Source organism: Sphingomonas montanisoli, assembly GCF_008274695.1.
Classification (GTDB): domain Bacteria; phylum Pseudomonadota; class Alphaproteobacteria; order Sphingomonadales; family Sphingomonadaceae; genus Rhizorhabdus; species Rhizorhabdus montanisoli.
The window spans coordinates 577366-589262 of record NZ_VTOU01000001.1; the positions used below are offsets into that span (position 1 = coordinate 577366).

Consider the following 11897-nt stretch of genomic DNA (forward strand, 5'->3'; position numbering starts at 1 on the left):
CCTTATTGTGTGATTGGGCCCGGCTGGCCGCGCACCTTAGAGAGGGCGGCGGAAACTGCCAAGCCGGAGTTCGTGACCTTCACCTTCCCCTTGGCGGGAGAGGATAGATACGAAAAGGCCCGCCCTCCTTGTGGGGAGAGCGGGCCTTCTTTTCGTAAGGGCTCAGCCCTTGGCCGCGGCGGCGACTTCGGCGGCGAAGTCGCTCGTTTCCTTCTCGATGCCTTCACCGAGCTGGAAGCGGACATAGTCCTTCAGCGTGATCGAACCACCGGCGGCCTTGGCGGCGGCGGCGATGACCTGTGCGATGGGGGTCTTGTTGTCCATCACGAAGATCTGGCTGATCAGCGCGTTTTCCTTGCGGTACTTGGCGACCGCGCCTTCGACCATCTTTTCGATGATGTTGGCGGGCTTGCCCGACTCGGCGGCCTTTTCGGCGGCAATCGCGCGCTCGCGCTCGATTGCACCGGCGTCGAGGCCATCCTCGGTCAGCGCCTGCGGGAAAGCGGCCGCGATGTGCATCGCGATCTGCTTGCCCAGCGCTTCCATATCGGCGACCGGGGCATCGCCCTCAAGCGCGACGAGCACGCCGATCTTGCCGAGGCCCGGCGCGGCGGCGTTGTGGACGTAAGGCACGACCGCGCCCTGCGACACTTCGACCACCTTGGCGCGGCGCAGCGTCTGGTTCTCACCGATCGTCGCGACGTTCGAGGTCAGCTTGTCGGCGACGCTGCCTTCACCACCCGGATAGGCGGCGGCGGCCAGCGCCTCGATCTCGTTGCCGGTGCCCAGCGCCAGCTTCGAAACGGTACGGACGAAATCCTGGAACTGCTCGTTCTTGGCAACGAAGTCGGTTTCCGAGTTCACTTCAACCGCAGCCCCCCTGGTGCCTTCGACCGCGACGCCGACGAGGCCCTCGGCCGCGGTGCGGCTGGACTTCTTGGCAGCCGTCGCAAGGCCCTTGGTGCGCAGCCAATCGATCGCGGCGTCCATGTCGCCGTTGGTCTCGGTCAGCGCCTTCTTGCAATCCATCATGCCCGCGCCGGACTTCTCGCGCAGATCCTTGACGGCAGCAGCGGTGATCTCCGCCATATCATGTCCTTTCTCAGTTACCGGACGGGGGAAGGCGCGTCGCCGCACCTACCCCCGCGCGTCTCGGATCAAGCCGAGACAAATTGATGACTCGCGGTCGCCCATGTCGAAACATGGACGACCGGAATCGATATGGTTAGGCCAGCGCTTCTTCGACCGGCGGCTCGACAGCCGCGCCGAAATCCTCACCCTGCACCTGGCGGGCATTATTGCCGCCACGGGTCGCCGCTTCGGCAACCGCTTCGCAGTAGAGGCGGATCGCACGAGCCGCGTCGTCGTTCGCCGGGATCGGGAAAGCGATGCCATCGGGCGAGACGTTCGAATCGAGGATCGCGACGACCGGGATACCCAGCGTGTTGGCTTCCTTGATCGCCAGCTCTTCCTTGTTGGCGTCGATCACGAACATCACGTCCGGAATGCCGCCCATGTCGCGGATGCCGCCCAGCGACAGCTCGAACTTGTCGCGCTCGCGGGTCAGCTGCAGCACTTCCTTCTTGGTGAGGCCGTGGGTCTCGCCCGACAGCTGCTCCTCAAGGGTCTTGAAGCGCTTGATCGACTGGCTGATCGTCTTCCAGTTGGTGAGCATGCCGCCCAGCCAGCGATGGTTGACGTAATGCTGGCCGGCGCGAAGTGCGGCTTCGCGGATCGGCTCCTGCGCCTGGCGCTTGGTGCCGACGAACAGAACCTTGCCGCCGTGCGCCACGCTCTGGCTGACGAAATCGAGCGCGCGCGCCATCAGGGGCACGGTCTGCGACAGATCGATGATGTGAACGCCGTTGCGATCGCCGAAGAGATACGGCTTCATCTTCGGATTCCAGCGGTGAGTCTGGTGGCCGAAATGTGCGCCGGCGTCGAGCAACGCCTGCATGGAGACGGTGGGAGCCGCCATAGGATTTTCTCCTTACCCGGTTTGACCTCTGTGGGGCAGGAACCGGGAAACCCGGCACCGGTATGTGCGCCCCACATGTGGAATGGACGCGCCCTTATGCGACCTGCCGTTGGAAATCAAGGCTTGACGGAAAGAACAAATCATGAACATAGGGAACGAACAAGCCGTTCCGGGCGCTTTTCCCGATATAATCTCGGGCCGAACGCGAAGGGGGGAACGGTCGGACGAAAGGGACGACTGTGATGCTGACTCTGCTTTCCGGTGCGATGTTCTCCGCAATCCTGATCTTCTCCGTCGCGACGATCGTCGCGGGCGTGAAATCCGAACTGCCGTTGTTCCTGCGTGCGTTCGGCATCGAGCCGAAGCCGGCCGTGCCATCGCTCCGACCCGGCGCCGAGCGCCGGGTGCGCATCATTCGGGAAGCGAAACTGACGCCGCGGGCTGCGATGCGCGCTGCCGCCTGATCCGCGCATAAGCGCGGATGCTGAACGGCACAGTCGCCAGATAGCCGAGCATGATCGCGCTCAGCACATGCCAGGGTGCGGTGAACAGGGCCGCGCCCAGGATGGCGACGATCAGGATCATCGGCAGTCGCCATGCGCGCGACACATGGAGCGAGCCCCAGCTATAGGTCGCGACATCCGAGATCATCAGGCCACCCGACAGCGCCGACCAGGCGCAGATGAAGAAGGGGTCGCGAATCTCCTCGATCCCGGTCCATTGCCACAAAGCGACCGGGACCAGCATGAGCCCCGCCCCCAAAGGCGCGGGTACGCCGGTAAGGAAGCCGGCGGTCTTGCGGGGTGATTCGACTGAATCGAGCGAAGCGTTGAAACGCGCGAGGCGCAGCGCGGCGCACACCGCATAAGCCAGGGCGAATATCCAGCCAAACCGCGGCAGATTCTGCAGCGACCACAGATAGACGATGATCGCAGGCGAGACACCGAACGCAATCACGTCGGACAGCGAATCGAGCTCGGCACCGAAGCGGCTCTGCGCTCTCAGCAGCCGTGCGATTCGCCCGTCCAGGCCGTCGAGCACGCCAGCGATCGCAATCGCGAACATCGCCTTTTCCCATTCGCCGGCGATCGCGAAGCGCACGCCGGTAAGCCCCGAGCAGAGCGCGAGCGCGGTCACCGCATTGGGGGCGACGGCGCGTGCGGGAATGCCGCGCCGGATATTCTCGCGGCGGGGGCGAATCACTGCGACGCGCCGACCGTGCGATCGGCCTCGCCGAGCTTGGCGATGACCGTTTCGCCCGCGATCGTGCGCTGGCCGATCGTCAGGCGATGGCCGGTACCCGCCGGCAGATAGACGTCGACGCGACTGCCGAAGCGGATCAGGCCGATCCGCTGGCCGAGGCCGACGACGTCGCCCGGCTTCACGAACGGCACGATGCGCCGCGCGACGAGGCCGGCGATCTGGGTGAAGCCGATCCGCGTGCCATCCGGCCCTTCGACCAGGATATGCTGCCGCTCATTCTCCTCGCTCGCCTTGTCGAGATCGGCATTGAGGAAGCTGCCCGCAATATAAGCCACGCGCTTGATGACGCCTGGGATTGGCGTGCGATTGATGTGGACGTCGAACACCGACATGAAGATCGAGACGCGGGTCATCGGCCCGTCGCCCAGGCCGTCCGGCCCCGCCATCTCGCGCGGCGGCGGTACGGTGACGATCATGGTGACGAGTCCGTCGGCGGGCGCCACGATCAGCCCCTCCCCGATCGGCGTGGTGCGGATCGGATCGCGGAAGAATGCGGCGACCCAGATCGTCACCAGGCCCATCGGCCACGCGAGCGTTTCCCACGCCATGATCGCGAAGATCAGGCAGATCACGGCGGAAATCAGAACAAACTTGCGTCCTTCGGGGTGGACGCTGGGCCAGCGCCACTTGACGGAAGTGGTGCCGATGTCGGGTTTTTCTAGCGATGTCATCGCTGCATCCTATGACCGGTGCGCTGCCGTGACAATCGCCACGCGGGCAGTCCGTTCCCCCGAAGGCCCGAAAAAGCGCCCCCTATCGCCCCAAGCCCGGTTGATCCGCCCTGCGGGCTGCAATAGGGACCATCCGACAAAAACAGACCCGGAGCATATAGGACATGGCGAAGATCAAGGTGAAAACCCCGGTCGTCGAACTCGATGGCGACGAGATGACCCGCATCATCTGGCAGTGGATTCGCGAACGCCTGATCCTTCCCTATCTCGATATCGACCTGAAATATTATGATCTGTCGGTCGAGAAGCGCGACGAGACCAACGACCAGATCACGATCGATTCCGCGAACGCAATCAAGCAATATGGCGTTGGCGTGAAGTGCGCCACGATCACGCCGGACGAGGCGCGCGTCGAGGAATTCAGCCTCAAGAAGATGTGGAAGTCGCCCAACGGCACGATCCGCAACATCCTGGGTGGCGTGGTCTTCCGCGAGCCGATCGTGATCAAGAACGTCCCGCGCCTGGTGCCGGGCTGGACCGATCCGATCGTGGTCGGCCGTCATGCCTTCGGCGATCAGTATCGCGCGACCGACTTCAAGGTGCCGGGTGCGGGCAAGCTGACCATGAAGTGGGTCGGCACCGATGGCCAGGAACTCGAATATGAAGTGTTCGATTTCCCGTCGGCCGGCGTCGCGATGGGCATGTACAACCTCGACGATTCGATCCGCGACTTCGCCAAGGCGAGCATGAACTACGCGCTCGATCGCGGATGGCCGCTCTACCTGTCGACCAAGAACACGATCCTCAAGGCTTATGACGGCCGCTTCAAGGATCTGTTCCAGGAAGTGTTCGACGCCGATTTCGCCGACAAGTTCAAGGCGGCCGGCATCGTTTACGAACACCGCCTGATCGACGACATGGTCGCCTCGGCGCTCAAGTGGTCGGGCAAGTTCGTCTGGGCCTGCAAGAACTATGACGGCGACGTTCAGTCGGACACCGTCGCGCAGGGCTTCGGCTCGCTGGGCCTGATGACATCGGTCCTGATGTCGCCCGACGGCAAGACGATCGAAGCAGAAGCGGCGCACGGCACCGTCACGCGCCACTATCGCATGCACCAGCAGGGTAAGCAGACCTCGACCAACCCGATCGCGTCGATCTTCGCGTGGACGCAGGGCCTGCAGTTCCGCGGCAAGTTCGACGACACGCCCGATGTCGTGAAGTTCGCCGAAACGCTCGAGCGCATCTGCATCGAAACGGTCGAAAAGGGCGGCATGACCAAGGATCTCGCGATCCTGATCGGCCCGGACCAGCCCTGGATGACCACCGAGCAGTTCTTCGAGGAAATTCGCGTGAACCTCGAAAAGGAAATGGCGACCTGGGCATGAGCGCCCCGGCCTAGCCGCTTCGAAAGGGGCCGCCGTTCCACACCGGAACGGCGGCCTTTTTCTTGGGCCAGCGATCCCGGGCGACAATCGACACGGGGAAGTGGAAGCCGATACCCTTCCTGCCCCGCGAGCGCGCCCGCCGATCGTATGCGCGATGAGTGCCACCACGCATCTCGACAGCGCGACGCAGGTGGGCGCGATCGACGTCGGCTATGCGTCGCTCAGCGCCTTCGCCCACGCCTTCCATCAGCTGACGGGGAAAACCCCGGCGCGCTTCCGCAGCCGCCACGCCGGCGGCTGACCCGCTTTACCAAAGAATCCCGTTGACGGGCGCCAGCGGCGCGGGCGCCTCGTCCCCGATCGCCTGGAGCAGATCGATCTCGATCGTGCGGCACATCGCGCTGAGGGGGAGATCGTGGACGGTGTTCGCGAACGGATCGACAAGGTCATCGCCGATCGCAAGCACCGCGAGGAACATCAACCCCGCGATTGTCGACCCCAGCGGCGTCGCGAAACCCAGCGTCTCCACCAGCCCGATCGGCAGCAGCACGCAGAAGAGGTGTGTGAACAGCGTCGGAAAGAAGCGATATTGGAAGGGCAGCGGCGTGTTCTTCAACCGCTCCATACCGCCCTGCGCATTGGCGATGTCGACCAGGATGCGCTCCATCTCGGTCTGCTGGATCGTGTCGATCCAACCTTGCCGGCGCGCGCTGTCGATCCGCCGGCCAGTCCCGTCGACCAAACCGTTGGCCGTGTTGGTGCGGGCGAGCGCAAAGTCGGCCTCGCCACGCGACAGGAATCGCAGCACCTCCTCGTCGGGGCTTTGCCGGCGAAGCTGGCATCGCAATGCGTGCACATAGGCGATCTGCCGGAGCACGATCGTGCGCTTCAGGTCGCGTGCATCGGGATCGGGAAGGAAATTACGCGCCTGCCGCGCAAGGCTGCGGCTTGCGTTGATCATCAGGCCCCACAGGCCCCGCCCCTCCCACCATCTTTGGTAGGCGGAATTGCTCCTGAAGCCCAAGAACAGCGCCAGTGCCGAGCCGAACACCGTCACCGGCAGCTCAGGCGCATCGAAGGGCAATACATAATAGGTGATGGTGACGAAGACGTCCCAGATGAACAGAAGCGACAACGGCTTCCAGACTTCCAGGACAATCTGCTTCATGCTCGGCGCGGCGTGGACGATCATCGGGGCAACCTACATGCGCAATCGAGGGTCGCCTAGCGTATCTCTACCCCATCTTCGCCCGGCAGAGCGCCGGCCTTCGCCTGTGCATTGGCCCCGGAATGCGTACCGGCATTCGCCATCGCAGCCGCCGTGCCCGAAGCCGGGCGCAGGTGGAACCATTCGGATCGGCCGATGACGATCAGGAAAGCAAGCACCCCGAAACCGAAGCACAGCATCATCAGCGAAGCGCGGAGCGATTCATATCGGTTCTGGTCACTAGGCTTTTCAAACTGACGCACGCGCAAACTCCTGCTTTTGACACGACTGAAAGCTAGGAAGCCCGCGCAACGGGATTGTTAGACAGTCATGACGTTTTATTGCTGCGGCGCACTATTTCGGCGAATGGCTATTTTTAGCCGATAAACCGTCGTTTACTTGTCACCATTCCCGCGTCGCAAACAGAATGTCGGGCGATGCAATCGTCTCTATCAACGAAAAAGGCCGGCGCCCCGAAGGACGCCGGCCTCATTTTGCGTCGCGGTTGCGAAGATCAGGCCGCTTCGGCCTCATCCTCGTCCAAGTTGACCGGACCCGAGTCCTGGCCCTTGGCCGAAACGTCACGGTCGACGAACTCGATGATCGCCATCTGGGCGGCATCCGAAGCGCGGATGCCCGCGCGGATCACGCGGGTGTAGCCGCCGTTGCGCGAGGCGTAACGCTCGGCGAGAACATCGAACAGCTTCTTGAGCTGGGTATCGTCGAGCAGACGGGCATGCGCGAGACGACGGTTGGCCAGGCCACCCTTCTTCGCGAGCGTTACCAGCTTTTCGACGTAGGGACGCAGTTCCTTCGCCTTGGCGAGAGTCGTCAGGATCTGCTCATGCTTGATGAGCGCCGCCGACTGATTGCGGAACAGGGCAATACGATGCGATCCGGTCCGCTGAAGCTTACGTCCGCCTACACGATGGCGCATATCTCATTCCTTCGTTTGTCAGGGGGCCGCGCAGGACAACATGTCCTCAGGTACCCCAAGCCAGGCGACGTTTTACGGGTGCCGCCCCATTACCCGGCCTGATGGTGGGGAGAGCCGAAACTCTCCCCGGAACATCAGAATTCCTGTTCGAGCTTCTTGGCCATTTCCTCGATATTCTCAGGCGGCCAGCCGGGGATTTCCATGCCCAGGCGCAGCCCCATCGAAGCGAGGACTTCCTTGATCTCGTTGAGCGACTTGCGGCCGAAGTTCGGCGTGCGCAGCATCTCGGCTTCGGTCTTCTGAACCAGATCGCCGATATAGATGATGTTGTCGTTCTTGAGGCAGTTGGCCGAACGCACCGACAGCTCGAGCTCGTCGACCTTCTTGAGAAGGTAACGGTTGAGCTGGTTGCTGTCGCCCTCGGGCTCCGCACCACCGGTAGCAGCCGGAACGCCGCCACCGATCGGGGCCGAAGTGACCGCCATGCCGTCGTCGAAGTGAACGAACAGCTGGAGCTGGTCCTGCAGGATACGCGCCGAATAAGCGAGCGCGTCCTCAGGCGTGACCGTGCCGTCGGTCTCGATCGTCAGCGTGAGCTTGTCGTAATCGAGTTCCTGGCCGACGCGAGTATTCTCGACCTTGTAGGCCACCTGGCGCACCGGCGAGAAGAGCGAGTCGACCGGGATCAGGCCGATCGGCGCATCGGCCGGGCGGTTAGCAGCGGCAGTGATGTAGCCCTTACCAACGTCAGCGGTCAGCTCCATGTTGAGCGTCGCACCCTCGTCGAGGTGGCAGATCACCAGATCCGAGTTCATCACTTCGATGTCGCCGGTGGTGGCGATCATGCCCGCGGTGACTTCGGCCGGGCCGGTCGCCGAAAGCTGAAGACGCTTGGGACCTTCGCCCTGCATGCGCAGCGCGATCTGCTTCACGTTCAGCACGATATCCGTAACGTCCTCACGGACGCCGGCGAGCGACGAGAATTCATGCAGCACGTTCTCGATCTTGATCGAGGTGACGGCCGCACCCTGCAGCGACGAGAGGAGAACGCGGCGCAGCGCGTTGCCCAGAGTCAGGCCGAAGCCACGCTCCAGCGGTTCGGCGACGAAAACCGCCTTACGCTTGCTATCGCTGCTCGCCTTCTTCTCGAGGCCGTGCGGCTTCTTGAGTTCCTGCCAGTTCTTTGCGTTGACAGCCATTTTGTCCCCTGGGGTTTGGCGGGGTCATGCACCCCGCCGGGAAACTTAGTGCGGAAAGGCGGCCCGACGGACCGCCTCCCAAATGCCGATCAGACGCGGCGACGCTTCGAAGGGCGTACACCGTTGTGCGGGATCGGCGTCACGTCGCGGATCGACGTGATGTGGAAGCCGACCGCCTGCAACGCGCGAAGCGCCGACTCACGGCCCGAACCGGGGCCCTTGACCTCGACTTCGAGCGTACGAACGCCGTGCTCGGCGGCCTTCTTGCCGGCGTCCTCAGCTGCGACCTGCGCGGCATAAGGCGTCGACTTGCGGCTGCCCTTGAAGCCCATCATTCCGGCCGACGACCAGGCAATCGCATTGCCCTGCGCGTCCGTGATGGTGATCATGGTGTTGTTGAAGCTGGCGTTCACATGCGCGACGCCGGCGGTGATGTTCTTGCGCTCGCGGCGGCGAATGCGCTGGGGTTCACGTGCCATTTTATCCGTTCCTACCTGAGGAGAGCGAGCGCCTCTTGCGAAGCGCTCAAGCCCTTACTTCTTCTTACCGGCGATCGGCTTGGCCTTACCCTTGCGGGTGCGCGCATTGGTATGCGTGCGCTGGCCACGGACCGGAAGACCCTTGCGGTGACGCAGGCCGCGATAGCAGGCCAGATCCATCAGGCGCTTGATGTTCATCGCCACCTGGCGGCGAAGATCGCCTTCCACAGTGTAGCTGGCGTCGATCGCTTCGCGGATCTGGAGGACTTCCTGGTCCGACAGATCCTGCACGCGACGCTCCCGCGCGATGCCGAGCTTCGTGGTCAGCTCTTTCGCCTTGGTCGGGCCAATGCCGTGAATGTAGGTCAGCGCGATTTCGACGCGCTTGTTGGTCGGGATATTAACACCCGCGATACGTGCCACTTTGCTTTTCTCCTGCTCCACAGGGCCGCTGGCAGACCGGCCCCATCTCGACGCTCACCCCGGCTTGGGGCACCCCCACCACGCACGAAACCCGGCACGCGCACATGGCGGTACCGAATCCGGACTCGTTGGGAATGGGTGCGGATAGTGGGGTCGGCGGAAGCTGTCAACAGCGGGAAACAATCAATCGCGCCGATCCAGCCCGGTCCAGTCCTTGAACGGCAGGTGGTAGAGCATATCGAACACTTCCAACTGCATACCCGTCGGTTCGACCGCGTCGGAGTTCCACAGCATCACCACGCCGGCCTTCAGGATCGGATCGAACAGGATCAGCGATCGATAGCCGGCAACGGCACCGCGATGCCCGATCACCAGCCGCCCCTGATAATGGTAGCTGCGCCAGCCAAGGCCGTAGGAGGCATCCTTGAGCTGCTGGTCATAGTCGCGCTGGCGGTGGATCGAGAAGGTGCGGATGCGCGGATCGTGGATCGTGCGGAGCAGGCGACCCGAAAGGACGCTGGGGCTCTCCCCCATCTGCGCGCGCATCCATAGCGCCATGTCGATGATCGAGCTGTTGACCCCGCCGGCCGCCGGCACCTTGTAATAAGAATCCTCGACCTTCAGCTCGCGCCGCCCCTGATGCGGCGGCGCCCAGCTCGGCGCGTTGACCAGCCCGTCGCGCCCGATGCTGGCGGTCTGCATGCCCAGCGGCCGGAACAGCTTTTCCTCGACCAGTTCGGCATAGGGCTTGCGCCCGGCATTCTCCGCCGCCTCGCTGGCCGCGTCATAGGCGATGTTCTGGTACGAATAGCATTTTCCGGGCGGGCACAGCAACGGGATGGCGTTCAGCCGGCTGCGAATCTCCTTGGGATCGTGGCCATGTTCCAGATCGTCGTCATAGGCATTCTTCCAGATGCCCAGGCTCTGCGACAGAACATTCTCGACCGTGGCGATCCGCTCGGCGCCGTCGCGCAGCTTGAGCGAGGGCGCCCATTTCGCGATCGGATCGCTCAGCGAAAGCTTCTTTTCCGCTGCCATTTTGGCGAGCAAAGTCCCCGCCACGCCCTTCGAGACCGACGCCCAGCGGAAGATGGTGTGCGCGGTGACGGGGGTGCCGTCCTTCCCGTCGGTGGTGACGCCATAGCCCTTGGCGAAGCTGACCTCGCCATTCTCGATCGTGGCGATCGCCATGCCGACGATCGCCTTCTTTTCGGCGAGGCGCCTCATGCGGGCATCGAGCCGGCCATAGTCGATTCGCGCCGGACCGACCCGGCTGATGCCGATGCGGCTCAGATCGATCGAGAGCTTCGCTTCGCCACGCGGTTTCTCGGGCGTCTGCGCCTTGCGCCAGTAGATGCCGCCAACCGCGACGAAGGCGAGCAGCAGCACGAACACCACCACGCCACCCACCAACAGCCCGCGCTCGATCGACACGATCGTCGGCACGGGAGCATCGGGATTTTCGGGAGCGTGCGGGATTTCAGGCTTGTTCTTTTTTGGTTGCCACGGCGCGATCATGCCTCGGCATAGCATCCTCGCCGTGCACGTCAGCCCAAAAAGACGGCGGTCGTCGCAAGCCAGGAACGGTTCGACTCATGGGCGCGCGGCCCGTACTCCACTCGTCATTGCGAGGAGCCTGAAAGGCGACGCGGCAATCCACTCCGAACTGCGGAATGGATTGCTTCGCTACGCTCGCAATGACGAGGTGTTGGGGCGAGTTACGCCTCGTAGCTGGCCGTCGTCTTGGCCTTCACCTCATCCGCCGTGACGCCCGGCGCAAGCTCGACCAGCTTGAACGGCGAGGCGTGGTCGGGGCGTTGGAACACGCACAGGTCGGTCACGATCATGTCGACCACATTCTTGCCGGTCAGCGGCAGGGTGCAGGCCGGGATGAACTTGGGGCTGCCGTCCTTGGCATTATGCTCCATCACGACGATGATCTTCTTGACGCCCGCGACGAGATCCATCGCGCCGCCCATCCCCTTCACCATCTTGCCGGGGATCATCCAGTTGGCGATGTCGCCGTCTTCGGACACTTCCATCGCGCCGAGAACGGTCAGGTCGATATGCCCGCCGCGGATCATCGCGAAGCTGTCGGCAGAAGAGAAATAGCTCGACGAGGGAAGCTCGCTGATCGTCTGCTTGCCCGCGTTGATCAGGTCGGCATCCTCGTCGCCCTCATAGGGAAACGGGCCGATGCCGAGCATGCCGTTTTCCGACTGGAGCGTCACCGTCATCCCCTCGGGGATGTTGTTGGCGACCAGCGTCGGGATGCCGATACCCAAATTGACGTAGAAGCCGTCCTGAAGCTCGCGCGCCGCGCGTGCCGCCATCTCATCGCGGGTCCAGCTCATG

The 11897-nt window shown here is 63.4% G+C and carries 15 protein-coding genes; 3 read left to right on the top strand and 12 right to left on the bottom strand.

The features are described from left to right. Positions 1-162 precede the first annotated feature (162 nt). Complete coding sequence (tsf, locus tag FYJ91_RS02885; RefSeq protein WP_149520763.1) at positions 163-1089, bottom strand: translation elongation factor Ts; 927 nt, start codon at positions 1087-1089, stop codon at positions 163-165. Between the two features lie 136 nt (positions 1090-1225). After that, positions 1226-1978 carry a 30S ribosomal protein S2 gene (gene rpsB / locus FYJ91_RS02890; RefSeq protein ID WP_149520764.1) on the bottom strand — a complete coding sequence of 251 codons (753 nt, stop codon included), beginning with the start codon at positions 1976-1978 and terminating at the stop codon, positions 1226-1228. A 242-nt stretch (positions 1979-2220) separates the two neighbouring features. On the opposite strand from rpsB, the gene FYJ91_RS02895 reads away from it, so the two are divergent. Then, the gene (locus FYJ91_RS02895) at positions 2221-2442 is read left to right on the top strand and encodes a hypothetical protein (protein WP_149520765.1); all 222 of its coding nucleotides are present in this window, start codon (positions 2221-2223) and stop codon (positions 2440-2442) included. Here FYJ91_RS02895 and FYJ91_RS02900 read toward each other — a convergent pair. After that, complete coding sequence (locus FYJ91_RS02900; protein ID WP_149521310.1) at positions 2390-3178, bottom strand: CDP-alcohol phosphatidyltransferase family protein; 789 nt, start codon at positions 3176-3178, stop codon at positions 2390-2392. The two genes, FYJ91_RS02895 and FYJ91_RS02900, sit on opposite strands and share 53 nt — an antisense overlap. Beyond that, the gene (locus FYJ91_RS02905; RefSeq protein WP_149520766.1) at positions 3178-3912 is read right to left on the bottom strand and encodes a phosphatidylserine decarboxylase; all 735 of its coding nucleotides are present in this window, start codon (positions 3910-3912) and stop codon (positions 3178-3180) included. The genes FYJ91_RS02900 and FYJ91_RS02905 overlap by 1 nt, the downstream gene beginning before the upstream one ends. Before the next feature lie 164 nt (positions 3913-4076). Here FYJ91_RS02905 and FYJ91_RS02910 point away from each other — a divergent pair, with 164 nt between their 5' ends. After that, complete coding sequence (locus FYJ91_RS02910) at positions 4077-5297, top strand: NADP-dependent isocitrate dehydrogenase (RefSeq protein ID WP_149520767.1); 1221 nt, start codon at positions 4077-4079, stop codon at positions 5295-5297. Positions 5298-5451: 154 nt separating this feature from the next. Beyond that, the gene (locus FYJ91_RS02915) at positions 5452-5598 is read left to right on the top strand and encodes a helix-turn-helix domain-containing protein (protein ID WP_149520768.1); all 147 of its coding nucleotides are present in this window, start codon (positions 5452-5454) and stop codon (positions 5596-5598) included. A 6-nt stretch (positions 5599-5604) separates the two neighbouring features. Here FYJ91_RS02915 and FYJ91_RS02920 read toward each other — a convergent pair whose 3' ends face one another. From FYJ91_RS02920 to FYJ91_RS02955, 8 genes are all read right to left on the bottom strand, one after another. Further along, positions 5605-6489 (bottom strand): bestrophin family protein, encoded by an 885-nt coding sequence (locus FYJ91_RS02920; protein WP_149520769.1) that lies wholly within the window; start codon positions 6487-6489, stop codon positions 5605-5607. 32 nt (positions 6490-6521) lie between these two features. Further along, positions 6522-6767, bottom strand: a complete 246-nt coding sequence (locus FYJ91_RS02925) for a hypothetical protein (RefSeq protein WP_246152376.1) — start codon at positions 6765-6767, stop codon at positions 6522-6524. A 251-nt stretch (positions 6768-7018) separates the two neighbouring features. Then, positions 7019-7441 (bottom strand): 50S ribosomal protein L17, encoded by a 423-nt coding sequence (gene rplQ / locus FYJ91_RS02930; RefSeq protein WP_149520770.1) that lies wholly within the window; start codon positions 7439-7441, stop codon positions 7019-7021. Between the two features lie 134 nt (positions 7442-7575). Then, a complete protein-coding gene (locus tag FYJ91_RS02935; protein WP_149520771.1) occupies positions 7576-8640 on the bottom strand; it encodes a DNA-directed RNA polymerase subunit alpha in 1065 nt (354 codons plus the stop codon). An 89-nt stretch (positions 8641-8729) separates the two neighbouring features. Further along, positions 8730-9119 (bottom strand): 30S ribosomal protein S11, encoded by a 390-nt coding sequence (gene rpsK, locus FYJ91_RS02940; RefSeq protein ID WP_011952170.1) that lies wholly within the window; start codon positions 9117-9119, stop codon positions 8730-8732. 54 nt (positions 9120-9173) lie between these two features. Next, complete coding sequence (gene rpsM / locus FYJ91_RS02945) at positions 9174-9542, bottom strand: 30S ribosomal protein S13 (RefSeq protein ID WP_149520772.1); 369 nt, start codon at positions 9540-9542, stop codon at positions 9174-9176. Between the two features lie 183 nt (positions 9543-9725). Further along, positions 9726-11060 carry a serine hydrolase domain-containing protein gene (locus tag FYJ91_RS02950; RefSeq protein WP_149520773.1) on the bottom strand — a complete coding sequence of 445 codons (1335 nt, stop codon included), beginning with the start codon at positions 11058-11060 and terminating at the stop codon, positions 9726-9728. 200 nt (positions 11061-11260) lie between these two features. Beyond that, complete coding sequence (locus FYJ91_RS02955) at positions 11261-11896, bottom strand: 3-oxoacid CoA-transferase subunit B (protein ID WP_149520774.1); 636 nt, start codon at positions 11894-11896, stop codon at positions 11261-11263. Position 11897 lies beyond the last annotated feature (1 nt).